Origin of the sequence: Billgrantia antri (genome assembly GCF_019430905.1) — a bacterium.
GTDB lineage: Bacteria > Pseudomonadota > Gammaproteobacteria > Pseudomonadales > Halomonadaceae > Halomonas > Halomonas antri.
In genome coordinates, this window is the sequence record NZ_JAHYCA010000002.1 from 762550 (window position 1) to 782429 (window position 19880).

At 59.6% G+C, this 19880-nt stretch carries 22 protein-coding genes; 18 read left to right on the forward strand and 4 right to left on the reverse strand.

The features are described from left to right. Positions 1-2: 2 nt before the first annotated feature. The gene (locus KPL81_RS07975; protein WP_209476978.1) at positions 3-1415 is read right to left on the reverse strand and encodes a PhoH family protein; all 1413 of its coding nucleotides are present in this window, start codon (positions 1413-1415) and stop codon (positions 3-5) included. Between the two features lie 462 nt (positions 1416-1877). Between KPL81_RS07975 and KPL81_RS07980 the strand changes: the two genes are divergently transcribed. The 3 genes from KPL81_RS07980 to KPL81_RS07990 all read left to right on the forward strand — a co-directional run bounded on the left by KPL81_RS07980 (position 1878) and on the right by KPL81_RS07990 (position 3887). Continuing rightward, positions 1878-2552 carry a cell division protein ZipA C-terminal FtsZ-binding domain-containing protein gene (locus KPL81_RS07980; protein ID WP_219791347.1) on the forward strand — a complete coding sequence of 225 codons (675 nt, stop codon included), beginning with the start codon at positions 1878-1880 and terminating at the stop codon, positions 2550-2552. A gap of 117 nt (positions 2553-2669) precedes the next feature. Next, positions 2670-3224, forward strand: a complete 555-nt coding sequence (locus KPL81_RS07985) for a GNAT family N-acetyltransferase (RefSeq protein WP_209478534.1) — start codon at positions 2670-2672, stop codon at positions 3222-3224. Between the two features lie 42 nt (positions 3225-3266). After that, positions 3267-3887, forward strand: a complete 621-nt coding sequence (locus tag KPL81_RS07990) for a LysE family translocator (RefSeq protein ID WP_219791348.1) — start codon at positions 3267-3269, stop codon at positions 3885-3887. A gap of 23 nt (positions 3888-3910) precedes the next feature. Here the strand turns inward: KPL81_RS07990 and KPL81_RS07995 are convergent, their stop codons facing one another. After that, positions 3911-4501 (reverse strand): YqaA family protein, encoded by a 591-nt coding sequence (locus tag KPL81_RS07995; RefSeq protein WP_219791349.1) that lies wholly within the window; start codon positions 4499-4501, stop codon positions 3911-3913. Positions 4502-4887: 386 nt separating this feature from the next. On the opposite strand from KPL81_RS07995, the gene KPL81_RS20730 reads away from it, so the two are divergent. The 9 genes from KPL81_RS20730 (at position 4888) to KPL81_RS08040 (ending at position 12087) form a co-directional block, all read left to right on the forward strand. Continuing rightward, positions 4888-6588: a methyl-accepting chemotaxis protein gene (locus KPL81_RS20730; RefSeq protein ID WP_219791350.1), complete on the forward strand. Its 1701-nt coding sequence runs from the start codon at positions 4888-4890 to the stop codon at positions 6586-6588. Between the two features lie 158 nt (positions 6589-6746). Then, a complete protein-coding gene (locus KPL81_RS08005; RefSeq protein WP_209476984.1) occupies positions 6747-7157 on the forward strand; it encodes a VOC family protein in 411 nt (136 codons plus the stop codon). 79 nt (positions 7158-7236) lie between these two features. Continuing rightward, on the forward strand, positions 7237-8247 hold the full coding sequence (locus KPL81_RS08010; protein WP_240549099.1) for a nucleoside recognition domain-containing protein: 1011 nt from the start codon (positions 7237-7239) through the stop codon (positions 8245-8247). 202 nt (positions 8248-8449) lie between these two features. Then, the gene (locus KPL81_RS08015) at positions 8450-8827 is read left to right on the forward strand and encodes a CidA/LrgA family protein (RefSeq protein WP_219791351.1); all 378 of its coding nucleotides are present in this window, start codon (positions 8450-8452) and stop codon (positions 8825-8827) included. Then, positions 8824-9531, forward strand: a complete 708-nt coding sequence (locus KPL81_RS08020; RefSeq protein WP_209476987.1) for an LrgB family protein — start codon at positions 8824-8826, stop codon at positions 9529-9531. The genes KPL81_RS08015 and KPL81_RS08020 overlap by 4 nt, the downstream gene beginning before the upstream one ends. Before the next feature lie 83 nt (positions 9532-9614). Beyond that, complete coding sequence (locus KPL81_RS08025; protein WP_219791352.1) at positions 9615-10163, forward strand: AAA family ATPase; 549 nt, start codon at positions 9615-9617, stop codon at positions 10161-10163. A gap of 16 nt (positions 10164-10179) precedes the next feature. Next, a complete protein-coding gene (locus KPL81_RS08030) occupies positions 10180-10752 on the forward strand; it encodes a sugar O-acetyltransferase (RefSeq protein ID WP_219791353.1) in 573 nt (190 codons plus the stop codon). A 162-nt stretch (positions 10753-10914) separates the two neighbouring features. Continuing rightward, a complete protein-coding gene (locus tag KPL81_RS08035; RefSeq protein ID WP_219791354.1) occupies positions 10915-11502 on the forward strand; it encodes a YdeI/OmpD-associated family protein in 588 nt (195 codons plus the stop codon). Between the two features lie 36 nt (positions 11503-11538). Further along, the gene (locus tag KPL81_RS08040; protein WP_219791355.1) at positions 11539-12087 is read left to right on the forward strand and encodes a dihydrofolate reductase family protein; all 549 of its coding nucleotides are present in this window, start codon (positions 11539-11541) and stop codon (positions 12085-12087) included. A 19-nt stretch (positions 12088-12106) separates the two neighbouring features. Here KPL81_RS08040 and KPL81_RS08045 read toward each other — a convergent pair whose 3' ends face one another. Next, positions 12107-12313, reverse strand: coding sequence for a hypothetical protein (locus KPL81_RS08045; protein ID WP_209476993.1), 207 nt, complete (start codon positions 12311-12313; stop codon positions 12107-12109). 404 nt (positions 12314-12717) lie between these two features. On the opposite strand from KPL81_RS08045, the gene KPL81_RS08050 reads away from it, so the two are divergent. From KPL81_RS08050 to KPL81_RS08075, 6 genes are all read left to right on the forward strand, one after another. Continuing rightward, entirely contained in the window at positions 12718-13233 is a 516-nt protein-coding gene (locus tag KPL81_RS08050) for a DUF6622 family protein (RefSeq protein ID WP_219791356.1), read from the forward strand. Next, a complete protein-coding gene (locus KPL81_RS08055; RefSeq protein WP_219791357.1) occupies positions 13230-13850 on the forward strand; it encodes a class I SAM-dependent methyltransferase in 621 nt (206 codons plus the stop codon). Before KPL81_RS08050 ends, KPL81_RS08055 begins: the two co-directional genes overlap by 4 nt. Before the next feature lie 154 nt (positions 13851-14004). Continuing rightward, the gene (locus KPL81_RS08060) at positions 14005-15138 is read left to right on the forward strand and encodes an endonuclease/exonuclease/phosphatase family protein (RefSeq protein WP_219791358.1); all 1134 of its coding nucleotides are present in this window, start codon (positions 14005-14007) and stop codon (positions 15136-15138) included. 223 nt (positions 15139-15361) lie between these two features. Beyond that, complete coding sequence (locus KPL81_RS08065) at positions 15362-16132, forward strand: NERD domain-containing protein (RefSeq protein WP_219791359.1); 771 nt, start codon at positions 15362-15364, stop codon at positions 16130-16132. 495 nt (positions 16133-16627) lie between these two features. Continuing rightward, on the forward strand, positions 16628-18025 hold the full coding sequence (locus KPL81_RS08070) for a ParB N-terminal domain-containing protein (protein WP_219791360.1): 1398 nt from the start codon (positions 16628-16630) through the stop codon (positions 18023-18025). 26 nt (positions 18026-18051) lie between these two features. Next, a complete protein-coding gene (locus tag KPL81_RS08075) occupies positions 18052-18927 on the forward strand; it encodes a DNA adenine methylase (protein WP_219791361.1) in 876 nt (291 codons plus the stop codon). A gap of 434 nt (positions 18928-19361) precedes the next feature. Here KPL81_RS08075 and KPL81_RS08080 read toward each other — a convergent pair whose 3' ends face one another. Then, entirely contained in the window at positions 19362-19523 is a 162-nt protein-coding gene (locus KPL81_RS08080) for a site-specific integrase (RefSeq protein WP_219791394.1), read from the reverse strand. Between the last annotated feature and the right edge of the window lie 357 nt (positions 19524-19880).

Genomic DNA, 19880 nt, shown 5'->3' on the forward strand with positions numbered 1-19880 from the left:
GTTTACATCAGTTCCTCACCCGCCAGGGCCAGGCGTGAACGCTCGACGCTGCGTAGCGTCACATGGCCGGCGTGTGGCCAGTTGCTGAAGCGTTCCACCACCGCCGCCATGCCGCAGGTATTGGCGGTGAGATAGGGCGTGTCGATCTGGCCGACGTTGCCCAGGCAGACGATCTTGGTGTTGCGCCCGGCTCGGGTGAGCAGGGTCTTGAGCTGCTTGGGCGTGAAGTTCTGCGCCTCATCGATGATCAGGAAGGTGTCGTTCAGGGTGCGACCGCGCATGAAGCCGGGTGCGCGAATCTGCACGCGGGAGCCGATCAGGCTGCGCGTAGCGTCCTGACTCCAGCTGGTGCTGCCGTCGTGCTCGTCGCGCAGCAGATTATCCATGTTGTCGTGGAACGCGCCCATCCACGGCGACATCTTCTCCTCCTCGGTGCCGGGCAGGAAACCGATATCCTCGCTCATGGAGATTGGCGCCCGGGTGAAGACGATGCGCTCGAAGCGCTTGGCATCCAGGGTTTGCTGGAAGGCCGCCGCCAGCGTCATGTAGGTCTTGCCGGTGCCGGCACTGCCGGCAATGGTGACCAGATCGATGTCGTCGTCCATCAACAGGTTGAGGGCAAAGTTCTGGCGGCTGTCGTGGGCATGCACGCCCCAAACGCCATCCTTGTGGCGATAATTGGTCAACAGCTGCAGCCGCGCCTGATTGGGTCCCAGTTCGCGCACGATGGCCTCGAAGCTGGCACCGTTCTCGCTGTCGGACACCAGCATGCCCAGGTGCCAGCCGTTGGGAATCTTGCCTTCCAGGCGGTAGAAAGTGTGATGGTCGACGCGCTCTACCTCGACATTGACGTCCATCTGATCCCAGGGACCGCTACCGCCCTCCGCATCGGGATAGATGCGTACCCCCTCCAGCATGACGTCGCTGTCGCTGAAGGCGCGGTCGGTCAGGTAGTCCTCCACCGGCACGTGCAAGGCGGCGGCCTTCACCCGCAGGTTGATGTCTTTGGTGACCAGTATCACCGAGGCATCGGGGCGCTCGTCGCGCAGCCGGCAGGTCTCGGCGAGCAGCACGTTGTCGGGGCTCTCGGCCAGGTTTTCCAGCGGTTCGAGCTCGGGGTAGCAGAGGAAGCGCAGCTTGCCGAGGGTGGTGCCATCGGCGCGGGGAATCGGAATGCCTCGCTGAATTTCGTCGAAGGTGACCTGATTGGTGAGGTCGGAAAGGGTACGGCTGACCTGGCGGGCGGTGCGAGCGATCTCGCGCAGGCCATTCTTGTGCTTGTCGAGTTCCTCGAGCACGGTCATGGGAATGACCACCTCGTGTTCCTCGAACTGATACAAAGCAGCGGGGTCGTGGATAAGGACGTTGGTATCCAGCACGTATAACCGCTTGGCTTTCTTGTCGAGTCGTACCATCGGGGCAGCGCTCCTGAGTTGACGGCACCTACAACACTGGCCTTCATATCATTCCGTGGTATGACAGTCCCGGCTCGCTGGCGGCCAGTGTCACTTGGATTGGTATGGCTCCCTTTGACTTCGTTATACCTAGCATGGGGGGTTAACGCGCCGACTTCCATCGAAATACTTCAACGCAAACCACAGGGTGAAGCTGGTAAGGTGGATGACCGGCCCGTCGAGAAACACATGCGGTGCCGGGAAAGACGTTGAAGAAACAACACTTCATCGGCGCAATGGAAGCAAACGGGCACCGCCAGCGTTGATTGCGCAGATAGCGATGCGTTGCATATCGGCGTAATCTGCAGGAAAACAACAATGACCCGATAGGGGCGTTGCCCGTGTGAGCGTGACCGATGTGAAGGCAGGGAAGGTCGCGGAAGTGGGGAATGCCCGTGGGCCAGAAAAGTAGGGGTGCGCAGGATGGATCCGGTCGTAGCGGTACTGATTGTGGCGGGAGTGGCGTTGCTGCTCGCGCTGGTGTGCATGGTGGCTTTCATGAAGAGCCGTCAAGCGCGTAACGAACTCGAAGAAGCGCCGGTGGCGACGCACGTGGTGCAAGAGCCCCCCGTCGTCCGTACGGAGGAAACGCCGCGGCCGGAAGCGGGAGGGCAAGCGGAGCCGGATGCGCCGGAGCCGATGCATCGCTTCAAGGTCGCCTCAGGCGATGAGATCAAGCAGTGCCTGTTCGTGATTCTGGACTGGCCGGGGTTGGACACCAACCGCCGCCTTGCTCGCCTGCTCAGGGAGTACAACGCCGGCTACGACGCCAAGCTGGGCGTCTACTCGATTCGCGACCCGCTTGCCGGCTACAAGCTCACCATTGCCAATTCGTCGCCGCCCGGCACCCTGCCGCCCATCCATGAAGGTGACGATCAACCCACCGTGCCTGGTGTCTCCATCCTGATCCACTTCATCAACAAGCGTAGCGTGGCGCGCAACCCGGAGACGTTGATCCATATCACCCAGGCCGTTGCCGCCATCGGTGGGCATATTCTCGACGCCGAGCGCAATGCCGTCAGCAATGAGGAGTTCGAGCAGTTGCGGCAGCATGCGGGGATGTCACCGGCCGGCTCCAGCGCACGGCACACCTCGTAAGGTGGGCAAACGGCAAAGGAGCCGCCTCGATGCCGCATCTCGCTCGGCCTTGTTCTAGACTGATGAGTGATTCGTGCCAGGCCGTTTACTAGCCGTGATGCTGCCAGGGAGGCCATGATGTTCGATTTGGAAACGCCGCGTCTACGGCTTCGCCCGCTGGCGACCGGCGATGTACCGGAATTGGCCGCGATGCTGGCTGATCCTGAGGTGATGCGCTATTCATTGCGCGGCGTTTGCGATGAGATGGCAACCCGCGTCTTTCTCGACTGGTGTTTCGACTGTTATATCAACCATCGTACGGGGCCGCTGGCACTCGTCGACAAGGACGAGCGGAACTTCGTCGGCTTCTGCGGCGTATCCCCTGAGCGCGTGAAGGGCACCGCGGAGTTGAGCCTTGGCTATCGGCTTGCCAGGCGCTACTGGGGCCAGGGGCTGGCGACTGAAGCCGCGACCGCCGTGCTCGGTCATGCCTTCGAAGACCGACGTTTCGACTCGGTCGTCGCCATCGTCGAACCCGAGCACAAGGCCTCGTTGCGAGTGGCGGAGAAGGTCGGCTTCGAACGCTTCGAAGCGTCCGAGTTCCATCAGCGCCCTGTGTGCCTGTCGCGGATGCGGCGATCGCAATGGCAGCAGCGTTCGAACGTCGTTGCCAGCGAAGCGGGCGTCGACTGACTCACGGCCCTCACCGGCTCAAAGCACCCACAGGCAAATGGCATGGACTTGACGACCTTATGGCTTTTCATTCCGGCATGCTTCGCGCTGAACCTGGCTCCGGGTCCTAACAACCTGCTTTCCATGAGCAACGCCAAGCGCTACGGCGTGAATACGGCTTGCCTGGCGGGGATAGGCCGCTTGTCGGCATTTCTGGTGATGATTGCGCTGGCGGCATCCGGACTTGCCACGCTGCTGTATGCCTCGGAAAAGCTGTTTCTTGCCATCAAGCTGCTGGGGGCCGCTTACCTGTTCTGGCTGGCCTACCAGCTATGGTTCGCCGCACCTGGTGACGAACGGGAGTTCGAGGAGCGACAGCGCGGCTTGCTGGGGCTGGCGCGTCAGGAGTTTCTGCTGGCGGCCGGCAACCCCAAGGCGATCCTCATCTTCACCGCTTTCTTGCCGCAGTTCGTCGATCCGGCCGGCCACGTGGTGCTGCAGTTCACTGTTCTGGGTGCTCTGTTCCTGCTGCTCGAATGGGTCGCGATTGTCGGCTATGCCTATGTCGGTGCCTTTCTGCGTCACTGGTTCTCACGCCCCGCCATGAGGCGGCTGTTCAACCGTGGCTGCGCCAGCTTGCTCGCCAGCGCCGGGGTTGGCTTGCTGGTTGCACGAAGGCAGTGAGATGCGGCGATGAGTCGTTGCCGCTAGTTCGCTACCTCGTACCATATCCAGAGTCCAAATAGCGCCAAGCCCAGCACGCCCATCGAGCGAGAGTGGCGCTGCCAGAGGCGTAGTGCGGCATCGCCCGTGACGGCGACAAGCGCGGCCAGGCCGAAGTAGCGAATGCCGCGACCGAGCATGGCGGCCAGCAGGAACAACGGAAAGGGGTAGCTGCTGGCGCCGGCTCCCAGCATGGCGATCTGGAATGGCAGGGGAACCAGGCCGATAGTGAGCACCGCCATGAAGCCCTCCTCCTGCAGTTGGGAGCGAAATGCCTCGTAGCTCTCCTGACTGCCGAAGAAGCTGACCAGTTGGTCACCCCATTGTTCCATCACGGAAGCGCCCAGCAGATAGCCGAGCGAGGCGGCCGTCAGGTTACCGGCCAGCGCCACGGCGGCGATCGTCCACCTGCGTTTGGGATGGCATAGCATCCACGGAATCAGGATGACCTCGATGGGGATCGGGATCAGCAGGGTCTCGAGCATCGACAGGGCAAACAACAGCGTCAGCGCGTGGCGCGACCGGTCCAGGCGGTCCAGCCAGTCCTTGGCCGAGGTGGTGTGGAAGCGTGGCATTACCGATGGTGTCCTTACGCATGGGCAAAGCTAGAGCATAGGCGATTGCGCGACATTTGACAGCGCTCTACCACAAGTGTGTCAAAGGGAATTGTTCAAATTGATTAAGTTATAGTTTTTATATTGTTAATTTTTTATTTTATTTTTCTTGATTTAAATTTAATGAAACAGGGTTTAACGGTTTCTCTGAAACTCAAGTAAATTTTTCTCTAATCAATAGTCGATATTGATCAAGATCAAGTCGTGCGCCTCTTGCCAACAATCGTTGCTCAAAGTGAAACGGCACAAGCCGATAAGTAGTGGCTGGCTGAGAGCTGCGGCAGGAGCCGTCATGAAAGCCAGGGAACCACCGTGGAGGACCACGGCATTACCCAGAGGAGCAGGAAATGCAACGACTTGTGAATAATCTAACCGTCAAGGCCAGTCTGACTGGGGTGTTGGGGCTTTTTGCCCTGTTGATTGGCCTGGTCTCTTTCCTGGGCTACCAGGCCAGTAGTTTGGGCAGTGCTTCTCTTCAAGAACTCAATGTCGTCAACGTACAGCAATTGAACGAGCTCAATCGGGCGCAGGTGAATGTCGCCGATACCCAACTGAGCTTACTCAATCATCTGGACGCCTTGAACGAGGGTAACCGGGCGCTGGCCGAGCGCTACCTGGAAATGGCAGCACGCTTCCTGGTAAACGCGGAAGGACGGTTCGCTGCCTTTGTCGCTGCCCCCAAGACCGAGCAGGGGCGACCCTATGCGGATGCCCTCGAGAACGTTTTCACTCGCCTCGTGGACCAAGGGCTGAAACCCCAGCTGGCCGCGTTGCAACAGGGTGATGAGCCCGGCTACCGCGTGGCCAAGCATGAGGGTGACGCGATCAACCAGGAATTCATCGAGGCCAACCGGGAATTCGTCAGTTATGCCAGCGAGCGAGGGGCGACCCTGAGGGAGCACTTCATTGCGACCAAAAGTGTCTATGAGATCATCGGCCTGTCGGCCTTGCTGCTGGTGGCACTCTGCGTGGCTGCCGTTCGCATCGGCATGGTACGCGTCATTATTCGACCGCTTCAGGAGGCGGTGGAACACTTCGAGCAAATGGCGAAGGGCGATCTTTCCCGAGCGATTGCCGACCGCGGACGCAGCGAGATCGGCCAGCTGTTTGCCGCCATGCAGCACATGCAGGCGGGGCTGCAGCAAACCGTCTCGACGGTACGCGACAGTAGCGGCTCGATCCATGTCGGCGCTCGGGAAATCGCCAGCGGTAATGCCGATCTCTCCTCTCGCACGGAAGAGCAGGCGGCCTCGCTCCAGGAAACCGCCGCCAGCATGGAGCAACTGACGGCCACCGTGCGCCAGAATGCCGAGAATGCCCGCCAGGGCAGTACCCTGGCCAAGGAGGCATCGGCGACCGCAGGCCGCGGTGGCGAGGTCGTGGAGGAGGTCGTCGGCACCATGCACGGCATTACCGAGAGCTCGCGCAAGGTGGCGGACATCATCGGCGTGATCGACTCGATCGCCTTCCAGACCAACATCCTGGCGCTGAACGCCTCGGTGGAAGCGGCGCGTGCCGGCGAGCAGGGGCGAGGCTTCGCGGTGGTGGCCAGCGAGGTACGCAACCTGGCAAGCCGCAGCGCCGATGCCGCAGGAGAGATCAAGCGGCTGATCGAAGCGTCTGCCGAGCAGGTGAACCGGGGCGCGTCCCTTGTCGAGAACGCCGGCAGCACGATGCAGGAGATCCTCACCTCGGTGCGGCGCGTCAGCGACATCATGGATGAGATCTCCGCGGCCTCCCAGGAGCAGAGTTCGGGCATCGAGCAGGTCAACACGGCAGTATCGCAGATGGATGAAGTGACCCAGCAGAATGCCGCCCTGGTCGAGCAGGCCTCGGCGGCGGCGGCTTCCCTGGAGGCCCAGGCCGCCCAGTTGGAAGAGGCCGTGGCCATCTTCCAGTTGGCCAGGGAGGAGAGCAGACTGGCGGCGCCGGGCGGCACCGTCGCGGCGCTCTCCTACACAGCGACGACCTCGTCAGAGGTGGCGCTGCCCACCCGGCGACCGGTACGGTCTGTGGCGAAGGCTGAGCCTGAGTGGGCCGAGTTCTGAGCCACTCCCTCCTCAAAAGCCGGGGCGCGAATGCGCCCCGGCTTCATTGCTCCAATGCCCTCCCTGGCGACCCTCACCGTGCCTGGCGCCAGAGCTTGGTGCGGCTTAAGGTAAGCTGAGCGCGGCCCAACCGCAGGCCGCTATTCGGGAGAAGCGCCATGAAGCCACGCATCAGCATGATCACTCTCGGCGTCCGCGATCTCGCGGCGTCGATCCGGTTCTACGAGCAGGGGCTGGGACTACCCCGCATGGAGTCGCCGCCCGAAGTGGCCTTCTTCACCCTCAACGGCACCTGGCTGGGGCTCTACGGCCGCGAGGCGCTGGCCGAGGACGCCGGGGTCTCAGCCGAGGGCAGCGGCTTTGCCGGTATTGCCCTGGCGCACAATCTGGCCTCCGAGGCCGAGGTGGACGAGCTCCTGGAACAGGCGGTGGCCGCCGGCGCCACGCTGGTCAAACCGGGGCAGAAGGTCTTCTGGGGCGGCTACTCCGGCTATTTCGCCGACCCGGATGGCTATCTCTGGGAAGTCGCCCACAACCCCTTCGCCTGGGTCGGGCCCAAGGATGAATGACGCCCGCTACCTGAACGGTAGTTTCTTTGCGCATGCCTGGCTGTAGACTAGGCGGCTGATTCGCTTACGGTACCCACCCATGACACAACGACGCCCCGCCTCGATTCTCGGCACGGTGGGCAGCCTGCTGCGCGAGGCCTGGAAGGTCTACTGGACCCTGCTCAAGGTGATGGTGCCGGCGCTGCTGATCGTCAAGGCACTCGAGATGCTGGGCATGACCGAGCTGCTCGGTCACTGGCTCGCGCCGTTGATGGCGCCGCTGGGGCTACCCGAGCCGTTGAGCCTGGTGTGGGCTGCCACGCTGCTGACGAACATCTACACCGGCCTGGTGATCTTCTTCGAGGTCACCCGGGACACACCCTTGAGCGTGGCGCAGGTGACGGTGCTGGGTGCGCTGATGGCCGTGGGCCACTCGCTGCCGATCGAAGGCGCAGTGGCGCGCATGGTCGGCGTGCCCTGGTGGTTGACCGTGCTGCTGCGCATGGGCGGTGCCTGGCTGCTGGGCTGGCTGCTGCATCTGAGTTATTCGCTGGGCGGCTGGCTGCAGCACGCCAACCGCGTGGTCTGGGAGCCTTCAGCCCGGGAGGCGACGCTGACGGCCTGGCTGCAGGGCCAGGTGATGACGCTGGCGACCATCTTCTTGGTGATCCTGGCGCTAATGGCGTTGCTGAAGCTGCTGCGCTGGCTGAGAGTCGAGCGGCTGATCCACAAGCTACTTTACCCGCTGCTGCGGTTGCTGGGGATCGGCCCGGCGGGCGCCAACATCACCGTCATCGGCATCACCCTGGGACTCACCTTCGGCGCCGGATTGCTGCTGCGCGAGGCGCGCTCGGGCCAGCTGACCCCGCGGGACATCGTGCTCACACTCTGCTTCCTTGGCCTGTGTCACAGCCTGATCGAGGATACCCTGCTGATCATGCTGATGGGGGCCGATCTCTCCGGCCTGCTGTGGGCACGGCTCGGCTTCGCGCTGGTGGTCATCGCCTTGCTGGCCAGGCTGCCGTGGTTGAAGCGCGCCCAACTGCCGGCGTGGGTATATGCCGAAAGCAGTGCCGGAAAGAGTGTCGAAAAGAGTGCCGAACCCTCGTAGTGACTATCGCAGTACCGGACCATGGGCGATACCAGGTGGGTAAATGCTCACTGGGGCGGTTGGCGTGGCGGTAATGCTAGCCGGGCCATCCACGCGCAAACGATAGCGTGATAACCTCTTGAACAGCCCTGCCGAGGGCTTGGCTGCCTGGTGCCAGCGCCGCCATAAGTGGATACACCTTCCTGGGCCGAATGGAGAAGGCATGAAGCTGTTGCGTGGGTTCCTGTGGCTGCTGGGTTTCCAACTGCTCGGTCACGCCATCGTCGAACTGCTGACGCTGCCCGTCTCCCACGTCATGGCGGGCCTGCTGCTGCTGTTGGCCTGGCTATTGGCAAAACGGCGCCTGAACGAGAGCGTGGCTACGGCGAGCCAGGCGCTGATCCCGCTGCTTGCCATGCTGATCATGCCCGGTGTGGTAGGTGTGTTCTTCGTGATCGATGAGTTCGCCGGCCAATGGACCGCAATCATGGCCGCCCTCGGGGTGGGCACTTTCCTCAGCGTGCTGACCACGCTGTGGCTGATGCGCCGCTTCATGCCTCAGGAAGCCGCGGGTGCGGAAGAGCGGGAGCGCAAGCCATGAGCGACCTGCACGCCTCTCTGCTGAACACGCCGATACTCGCCATCGCACTGACGCTGGCCGCCTATCTCGGCGGCATTTATCTGTTCGAACGAATGGGCCGGCCGAGCTGGTGCCCGGCGGTGCTGATCGGCGCTGTGATTACGGCGGCCAGCCTGTGGCTGCTGCGCTATGAATACGTCGACTACCAGCGCAACGTTGCCTGGCTGACCCTGCTGTTGGGACCCGCCACCGTGGCGCTGGCGGTGCCGCTTTACCAGCAGCGCCAGCATATCTTTGCCCTGTGGAAGCCGATCCTCTGCTGCGTGCCGCTCGCTGCCGTTCTGGCGGCGCTCTATGCCGTGCTGATCGCCTGGCTGCTGGGCGCACCCCCCCTGGTATTGGCCTCGCTGGCGCCGAAGTCGGTCACCGCGCCACTGGCCATGGGCATCATGGAGCAGATCGGCGGCTCGCTGTCGCTGATGCTCGGCGGTTTGCTGATCACCGGCGTGCTCACCACCATCTTCGTCTCGCTACTGGCCCGCCTGCTCAAGATCACCGACAAGCGTATTCTCGGCTTCGCCCTTGGTGTGAACGGCCACGCCATCGGCATCGTGCGCGCCTTCGAACTCGGCCCCACCGCCGGCGCTTTCGCCTCCCTCGGCATGAGCCTGACAGGCGTATTCACCGCACTGCTGCTGCCACTGGTGTGGCGGCTGCTGGTGTAAGGGCATAAGGAAAGCCTTGCTGACCGGCATGGTGAAGTACACCGCTGGGCAGCGTTTCACTACACATGGAAGGAGGAGTAAACATGGCAAATCGAATTCATATCTTCGGCGCGTCAGGCGTCGGGAGTACCAGCTTGGGTTCGCTGGTGGCGTCACGACTTCAAGTTCCGCACCTGGACGTTGACGACTACTACTGGAAGCGCACCGATCCCCCTTTCACCCAGAAGAACTCTCCGGAACAGCGTGTAGCTTCGATTATTGCCGATATGCAAGGCCACGATAGCTGGGTGTTGTCCGGTTCTCTCGTCAGTTGGGGCAAGGCGCTCGAAGGCCTGTTCACCCTGGCTGTATTCTTGCGCCTCGACCCTGCGATACGAATGGAAAGGCTGCGCGAGCGTGAGCGCCGACGATACGGCAGTCGAGTACTTCCGATGGGTGACATGTATGAACAGCACCTGGAGTTTCTCGAATGGGCAGCAAGTTACGATACGGCTTCTCCACCGATTCGCAGCGTGGCGCTACACGAAGAGTGGATCGAACAACTGCCGTGCTCGACTCTCAGGTTGAACTCAGCCCAGCCACCTGAAGAGCTGGCCGATGCGGTGCTCGAGCAATCGCTAGCTGAGTCGTAATTTCGCCGGAGGAGCGATGAAAAGCGAAAAGGAAAAGATGCTGGCCGGTGAGCTTTACGACCCACGGGACCCACAGCTGCTCGAAGAGCGTCACCGCGCCCGTATATTGACCAAGGCCTTCAACGACACTCGAGACGACCAGGGGCAGGAGCGCAAGCGGCTGCTGCTCGAACTGATAGGAGTCATGGGCAAGGGCACCTTCATCGAGCCGCCGTTCTACTGCGACTACGGTGGCAACATCACCCTGGGCGAGCGGGTCTTCTTCAACTTCAACTGCGTGATCCTCGATGTGGCGCAGGTCACAATCGGCAATCACGTGATGTTCGGGCCTAACGTGCAGGTCTACACCGCCACCCACCCGCTCGATGCCGAGCAGCGCCGCAGCGGCCTGGAAGCCGCCAAGCCGATCACGATTGGCGACGACGTGTGGATCGGCGGCGGGGCGATCCTCTGCCCCGGCGTCACCATCGGCGCCCGCTCGGTCATCGGCGCCGGTAGCGTGGTGACCAAGGACATCCCCGAGGATGCGTTCGCCGCCGGCAATCCATGCCGGGTGATTCGCTCGCTCGGGGATGATACGTCCCGCTGAAACCACTCAATGCCCCGACACGGACGGCAACTTGCAAGGCCGACTGGCGGAACTCAGAAGAACGTTCTATGAAGGGGTGGGTGGTAAGTTTAACGCCCTTTAGAGGTAAGTAAGTACTGACTGGGGAAGAAGGCGACGGTGATCGAAAAACAAGGATAGGTAATGAGTACAACAAGTCCGAAAGTCGATTCGCTCCTGAACAAGCCGGAATGGCACGAAGAAAGAAAAGCGCTGAGAGACATACTGCTTGGCTGTGGGCTGACCGAAGCGGTGAAGTGGGGCAAGCTCTGCTACTCGTGTCAGGGCGGCAACGTGGCCTTGATCTTCGGCCTGAAGCATTACTGTGCCCTCGGTTTCTTCAAGGGCAGCCTGTTGAACGACCCGCAACGGCTACTCGTCGCACCGGGCGAGCATTCCCAGGCGATGCGGCAGATTCGCTTCACCCAGGTGCGTGACATCACCGAGCGGGCCGGCACGCTGAAGGCCTACCTCCTTGAGGCCATCGAGCTCGAGAAGGCCGGCGCCAAGGTGGATTTCAGCGAGAAGCGTGAGCTGACGTATCCGGAAGAGCTTCGCTCGGCGCTGGAAAGAGACCCGGTACTGAAAGCCGCTTTCGAGGCGCTTACCCCGGGGCGGCAGAGGGGCTACATCCTCCATGTCGGCGGGGCCAAGCACTCCAGTACCCGCTCATCGCGAATCGAAAAGTGCCTACCCGATATCCTTGCCGGCAAGGGGCTGAACGGCCGCTGAGCCGGTAGAGCGCCTGCTCATTCGGAGCCAAACATCATGAAGACGCAGTACTACACGGCGACCAGCCTCGACGGCTTCATCGCCACCGAAGACGATTCCCTGGATTGGCTTTTTCCCCTGGGAGACATCAACGATACGAGCTATTCCGCCTTCTTTGCAGAGGTCGGGGCACTGGCCATGGGCTCCACCACCTATGAGTGGATGCTGCGACATTCGGAGAAAGTCGCTGAGGCAACCGGTTCGGCATGGCCCTATTCGCAGCCAACCTGGGTCTTCTCGAGCCGCAAGCTACCGAGCATCGAAAGTGCGGATATCCGCTTCGTGCAGGGTAGCGTCGCTCCCGTTCATGCCGAGATGGTGCAAGCGGCTGGCGGAAAGAACCTCTGGGTCGTGGGCGGTGGCGATCTGGCCGGCCAATTCCATGATGCCGGTCTGCTGGATGAAATCCTCGTCCAGGTGGGCTCGGTCACCCTGGGCAGCGGCAAGCCGCTGTTTCCACGCCGCATCACCAATCCGCCGCTGGAGCTGGTCTCCGTCCGCCAGGTGGGCACAGGCTTTGCGGAGCTGTGCTACAGGGTGCCGTGAGGCAGAGGAACGCTGCTCTTCAGGCCATCAACGCCCGGCTCTGCTCCAACTGGCGCTGGGCTTCGGCCAGAGTGTGGGCTTTGCCACTCCAAGGCAGACGTTCCCCTGCGTGGTGGAGGTGGTACTCGACCAGGCATCGGTCCTCGTCGTCCAGGATCTCGTAGCGGTGGATCTGGTCGCCGAACTCGTTGCACCACCAGTTGTCGGGGAGTTTTGTCCAGTTCATGGCGTCACCTCCACTGGCGCATCAGCGCCAGGATTCTCCAGTTCACCACAGCGCTTGCGCTTGGCTTTTATCTCGTCTGCTCACGCCAAAGCGTCTCTGCATCCCTTAGGTACTTCCGGTATTGCCGTCGATCAGATACATTAAGTTTATATTTGGTAACATTGTGTTTCATTCAGCCTAGTATAAAGTTTATCGGCTTGCCCATACCAATCTTGAGCATTTGTTTGCGAGGCCTTGGAAGGGCACCGCGGCGCTGCGTGGGGCCGCCGTGGCGGCGTTCTTCAGCTTGCCATCTGTTCAGCCCCAGAACGCTCCAGCAGCGTATGCCAAGTAAGTAAGCACTGACTGGTGGGGTTGGCCTCACCTCGCTATGCTGAGGCGAAATCGACGCCAGGGAATCGGCCGTGCTGATCGAGATAATAAGAAACACACCGCGCTGGGTATTCCTGCTCTTCATCGTGCTGCTCGTGATGGGCTACCAGCAGAGCAGAGACCGCACAGCCAGCCGACGCAGTATCACCCTCCTGCCGGCGGCCTTCCTCATCCTTGCGTTATACGGCGTCGTCTCCGCATTCGGCATCGACCCTGTTGGCCTTGCCCTATGGGCGCTCGGTGTCGCGCTCTCCGTGGCGCTCCATATCAAGCTCGGCATCCCCAAGGGAGTGCGCTTCTTTCCCGAGCGCCAAACCTACTACCTGCCGGGTAACTGGCAGCCGCTGCTCATCATGCTGGCGATCTTCTTCGCCAAGTACACGGTGGAGGTGATCCGTGCCCGCCAGCTCCCGATTACCGACACGGCCGAGTTTGCTGCCACCGTCAGCCTGCTCTATGGCCTGTTGAGCGGCATCTTCCTGGGCCGAGCGGTGGTAATCTGGCGAAGCGCGCAGCTTGGACGTCAACTGACCAAGGTATCCAAATGAAAAACGCCAGAGCTTTCTGGAACAAGAGTGCCGCGCGCTACGCCAAGAGTCCCATTCGTAACGAGAGCGCGTACCAGCACAAGCTCGCCATCACCCAGGAGTACTTTCGCCCGGATTCGACCGTGCTGGAGTTCGGTTGCGGCACGGGGAGCACTGCGATCATTCATGCGCCTCACGTCAAGCATATCGTCGCCATCGATATCTCCGACCAGATGCTGGAGATCGCCGAGCAGAAGGCCCGTGACGCCGGTACCGAGAACATCGCCTTCCGACAAGGCACCCTGGAGACGGTGGCGCTGGAAGAACGAAGCTTCGATGCCGTGCTGGGGCTCAACATCCTGCACCTGCTCGAGGACCTGGAGGCGACGCTGGCCAAAGTACACAGCCTACTCAAGCCCGGCGGCGTGTTCGTCTCCAGCACCGTCCTGATCGGCGATATCAACTTCTTGCTGCGCATGGTGATTCCGCCCATGCAGATGCTGGGGTTCGCCCCCTACGTGAATCGCTTCGGCAAGCAAGCTCTGGTCGACAAGCTGACCGATACCGGCTTCACCATCGAGCGAGAGTGGCAGCCGGGTAAGGGCACGGTCTTCATCGTGGCCAGGAAGGGCGAATAGCCACCTCGGCAGCTCACCTCCATTTATGATCGCCAAGGAAAGCGCCCTGGCTCGCGCATCCAGGCTTCACCGTTGTGCCGTGTCGAGCGGAGCTGCCTGAGGGCAAGTGTGAACGACTACAGTAAAAGGACACAGTCGTCTTACGCGAGGTGACATGGAGGGATCGCTCCTTCTCTGGACGACACGATTGCTGACGCTGCTTGCCTTGGTGGTGAGCGTGCTGCCGCTGATACCCAGCGGGGAGTGGTGGATCCGGCTATGGGAGTTCCCTCGGCTGCAGCTGGCCTGTGCGCTGGTGCTCCCCCTGGGGCTGCTGGCAATCCAAGCCTGGCGGTATCGGCCGCGGGCGGAGCATGGTTTATGGCTGGTGGCGCTCCTTGCCATAGGGGGGTGGCAGGTATCGCACATCCTGCCGTTCACCTCGCTCTGGCCGGCCGAGGTACCCGCCGCCGAGAACGAACCGGGTGAGCCCAGGGCGACGTTCAAGTTGCTCACCGCGAATGTCACCTACAACAATGAGCGCTACGGCGAGCTGCTCGACAGGGTCCGGCGCGAGGATCCGGATATCCTGCTGCTGATCGAGGTGGATCGCGCCTGGGCCGAGGCGCTGGCACCGCTCGACGAACACTATTCGCATCGCGTCGGGGAGGTGCGCGGCGAAGGGCTGGGCATCGTGCTCTGGTCACGCTTCCCGCTGCTCGAGCAGGAGGTCAAGCACCTGGTCTCCGATCGCCGGCCATCGGTCTTCGCTACCTTGGAGCTGCCGGAAGCAGGGCCGGTACGCTACGTTGGCATTCATCCCGTTCCGCCGGGGCTGCGCGACCGGATTACCCGCAACGACGAATCGAGCGAGCGTCGCGACAGCCGGGTTCGCGACGCGGAGCTGATGCTTGTCGCCCGACATGTCGAAGATGACCCCGATAACCGCTGGATCGTCACCGGCGACTTCAACGACGTCGCCTGGTCCGACACCACCCGGCTGTTCTCCAGCCTGAGCGACCTGAAGGATCCACGCCGCGGCCGTGCGCTACTGAACACTTACCCTGCTGAGCTACCGCTATTGCGATACCCGATCGACCACCTGTTCGTCTCTGATGGCTTCCATCTGGTCGATATGGACCGGGTAAGGATGCCCGGCTCCGACCATTTCGCAATCGCCGCCACCTTATCCGTGGCAAAGAAGGACCGACAGAAGCCGGAGGCTTCAGCCGAAGAGCAGCAAGAAGCCAGCGAGATGATCGAAGAAGGGGATGAGGATGCCGACGAGCATGGCGTCAGCTCGGACTAGCAAGCCCCGGCATGCGGCTTCTTTCCGGCGGGCCTAACCTCTGACACCTGAAACCGCAGGCGTAAGAGAAAGCTTACATGGTGTAAGCCTTCGCCCTTGCCGACACGATCAAGGTCAAAATTCGGGTTCGTTACGTGGCATTACACGCGGCAACACGATAGCGTGATAGCAAAGCGGGCTGAAGCGAAGACCCGTACCCAAGATCACGCAGGCGGACGAACCCTTGGATGTTTCGATTCTATTTGAAGCCGTAAGGCCGCTGTGGTGGCTGCTTCTCGTCGCGCTGGCACTCGGCATACTCAAGTCCCGCTGGTTCAAGGGCATCTTTGGCGAGGCTTTCGTCAAGCTGATCGCCAAGGTGCGGCTGCCGGCGGATGAGTACCGGGGCGTTCACAACGTCACGCTCCCCACGCCCGACGGCACCACTCAGATCGACCACGTACTGGTTTCCCGCTACGGAATCTTCGTCATCGAGACCAAGCACATGACGGGCTGGATCTTCGGCAGCGAGAAGCAGGCACAGTGGACCCAGAAGCTCTACCGCAAGACCTTCAAGTTCCAGAACCCGCTGCGCCAGAACTACAAGCACGTAAAGGCGCTGGAAGCTCTGCTCGACGTTCCCTTGGAAGCCATCCACTCCGTGGTGGTCTTCTCCGGCAGCGCCGTCTTCAAGACCAGCATGCCGGAGAACGTCACCATCGGTGGCGGCTATGTGCGCTACATCAAGACGTTCCGAGAGCCTGTGATGAACGATTTTCAGGTCCGGGAAGCGCTGGAAAGAATCGAAACCGGCCGGCTGGCGCCCAACCGGGAAACGCACCGCCAGCACGTCAAACAGCTCAAGGCCCGCTTCGAATCCAGCTTCGACCGAACCTGCCCGAAGTGCGGCAGCGCCATGGTGCTACGCACCTCCAAACGCGGCGCGAACGCCGGCAATCGATTCTGGGGATGCTCAACCTATCCCAAGTGCCGGGAGGTGCAGGATGCGGTATAGGATAGGTAGGGCTAATAGAGCGACATTTCCTCATCCACCATCGGTTGCATTAACGATTGTAGGAGGCCCCTTTAGCGCCCGACCAGTTGTCAACGCCAGTGAAGGTTGCCGAAGCTCAATGGAGGGGGGCAGAGTGCCAGCAACCAGCATAGGGCGGTTCTGCAATGGGTAGGGAGCCCTTCGGTGCCGATATCCCGTCAAAGACAGCATTCATACCTCACCATGATATGGCACATGTGAGGTGATCGGTGTGTGAGGCTGGAAAATATAATATCCATATTTTTCAATGTGTTAAAGGTTGAGGTGCGTGCGGCATAACATTGTTTAACACATTGGTGTGTGGACTCAATATCCGAACGTGCTGCTTAATCACTACTGGACGCTAGATCGCTCAATGTCAGACAATACTACCAAGGGCCAGCTTTGAGGCAATAAGGGGGGATAATTGTGGCGGTAGATACTAGATCGACGCAGGTTAAGGCGGGGAGCCTTCTGTTGGATCCAAAAAACACCCGAATCCCTGCGGATCGGCGGTCGAATAACCAACGACAGCTACTCCACGAACTGCTAGCCCATGAAGACGTCAAGGGATTAGCGGCATCCATCGCCAAACTCGGCTTGTTCGCCAACGAACGCCTCGTGGTGGTCCCCGCCGGTCGCCGTTTCACCGTCCTTGAGGGTAACCGAAGGTTAGCTGCTATAAAGCTCTTGCTGAGTCCGGAACTAGCACCAACAACGTCTCAGGTGAAATATTTTCGATCTCTATCTGCAAAGGCGGACTTGGCCTCCTTTGGGAAGATAGACGTTGCGGTCGTCCCGGATCGTCTGTCGGCGGCACCCATCATTGCCGCCCTTCACACAGGCGATGCAAAAAGGCGGTGGTCCTCGCTACAGCAAGCGCGCTTCTATCACGAGCTAATAGAACAAGGTCTCCAGCCGTCCGAAGTTGCCGATCAGCTCGGTATTTCGCTTGCACAAATCCGCAGCTTCCTCCGAACTGAAAAACTCCATAGGATCGCGCTTTCTCTCGAGCTTGAAGCAGATATCCGTAAGCGGGTCGAGGATCCCCGATTTCCCCTCACAACCTTAGAGAGGTTCATTGAGTCGCAGACTGGTCGTAAATTCCTCGGTATCGAGCTTGATGACGAGAAGGGTTTTGTAGGCGTTACTCATCCTGACCGGTTCAAAGCTGTCCTCGCTAGAGTCGTATCAGATGTAACCACTAAGGGTATGACTCGCAAAATTAATGATGAAGCAGGCTTCCGGAAGTACATAGAGGAGGCCGAAAAGGACCTTCCGAAAACCAAGAAACGTGGCTCCTTTGATCCTGATGCATTGGTGGTAGATAATGAGGATACAGAAGAAAACAGTTCTGAAACGCGCCACGAAAGGCCTAGGCCGGCTCCCACGATACCGAAGCCCTCTCTCTCAGTTGTGCCGCGCGGCTTTGTCTGTCGATCACAAGTTACGAAGGTGTCCGCTATCTTCAAAGAGCTGAAATCGCTGAAGGTCTCTGAACAGCGAAATTCTACAGGGGTCATGCTTCGAGTCCTAATGGACGTAGCCCTTTGGAGTTATATTAAGAAAGAGGGACATGCAGAGGCAGTTTGCGCCCACTTCGACAAGACTGGAAAGAAGAGGAGTCACAATCCGGACTGGACGCCGCCCCTTAGGGATCTTATAAGTTACGCTGTCGAGAAGAGGATGCTGCACGGAATGGCCGCCGATGGATACAAATCCGCAAGATCGCTTGCCGCAAAGGACGGCAACTATTTTATCACAATAGACGGGTTCAATGAGTTTACACACAATCCGTATGTTACTCCCACGGAAGGGGATCTTAGGGCACTGTGGGAACGAGCCGAGCCCATGCTTGAGATAATATTGAACTAATTTCGTGGTTTTTTTGAGGGCAGCATATGGCTGAACACTATAGCCCGCTCCGCTATCCAGGCGGCAAAGCAGTACTTTCAGAGTTTTTGATATCGCTGCTAAAGCACAACAGATTTACTGCACCGCATTATGTTGAACCATATGCTGGGGGCGCAGGCGCAGCGCTCAGGCTGCTGTTCGAGGAATATGCCGAGACCATCACAATAAATGACGCGGACCCACGCATCAGTTCATTCTGGATCGCTGTTACAAAGTATAACGAGCAATTCATTGATTTGGTACAAAACGTCGAACTTAGCGTAGACGAATGGCGCCGTCAGCGTGCCGTCTATGAAGGATGCTCTGCGGCTAATCCACTTCGCCTAGGGTTCGCTACCTTTTACCTGAATAGAACGACCCGGTCAGGCATAGTGCATAATGGTGGTCCTATAGGAGGTTACGACCAAACGGGAAATTATAAGATTGATGCACGCTTCAACAAAGATCCGCTGTGTGAGCGAATTAGAAGAATAGGAATATTCTCAGACCGTATAGAAGTATCATGCGAAGACGGAAATCGTCTGCTGCAAAGAATTAATTCAGAGCATGGGCGGGAGCGAGACTACTTCGTCTATATAGACCCGCCCTACTACGTAAAAGGTGCGGAGCTTTACATGAACCGCTTCTCCGATCAGGAACATAGGCAGCTTTCATCAGTCTTGACTTCTGGCGTTGAGTTCCCCTGGATCATGACCTACGATGATGTCCCGCCAATACGGGAGCTTTATTCTGATCTACCGCAGGCGGAGTTCTATCTGAGCTACAGCGCTTATAAGCGGCGTAAGGGAAAAGAAGTGCTCATCTGGCCTCCTGGCGTAAAAGTTCCTCTAGAGGTGCAGGCGGCACTGCCGGCGGTGGCTTAAGGGCGCATCGAATTAAGTGATGGAGACGTTTGTCTGAAAGCCGCGCGACGGCTTTCGGTCGGCAGCTTAATATGACGTTAATAGGTAGAAGGTCGATATGAGGATGAAGAGAAATTTTATTCAGGTTGGTTTTTACGGCTTGCTATGTTGCGGTATTTCGTTTTGTCAAACAAGCAATGGCTCAAGGAAGGGGTGCGATTTCGTCGAGTTAATTGTGGAGGTCCGTGCGTAGAGTTACTGTTCGTGGCCAAGGTTACAATTTCCGATGACTTTTTTCTCAAGAGTCGGTCGTCTATGCCGATGATTCCTTTAGCAATGATGTGTTTCAGACCGGACGCTAATGTTATCCCGGTAGTGGCATGTCGGCGGCCTGTGGCCGCCAGGGAGGGGGCTGGTGATCGGCCTTCCTGGCGGTAGCGTGCCTGAATGACTGGTTATCCCTTACCCAGCTTCAGCGCTTGGTTCTGCGTGGCGGCTGCCACTTTATGTTCCACCGCAAGGTGCTTCAGGAAGGCACGTACCTCGGAACCTCCCATGCTGGCAGGATGACGCACGCCATGGAATCGAATGAAGTGGCGTATCAAGTAGCAATAGATTTCTCGGTGCGTGGGCTGTTGTCAGCTTCGGTGGTTTGTTTTGCGTATCCATCTGGTAGCTCCTTCTTATATGGATATGTATAAAGTAGTATTGGTTCCGGCAAAACGTACAAGCGCACGAATTTTGTATAGGTGGCTGGTTATACTTAGGCGCGAGAAAAATCAATGAGCTGGAAGAAATGAAGCGCGTCAGATAATATTGTTGGACACGCAGATGTTCATTCAACCTCAAGGCGCGCAGTCCAATCACTGTTGAACTAAACCGCTTCGCGGTAGCTGTCCGGTAAGCCGTCGTCGAGGCACGTCTTTTGCCTCATCGCACCACACTGTTCTTTGACCCACGTGGGTCAGAGAACA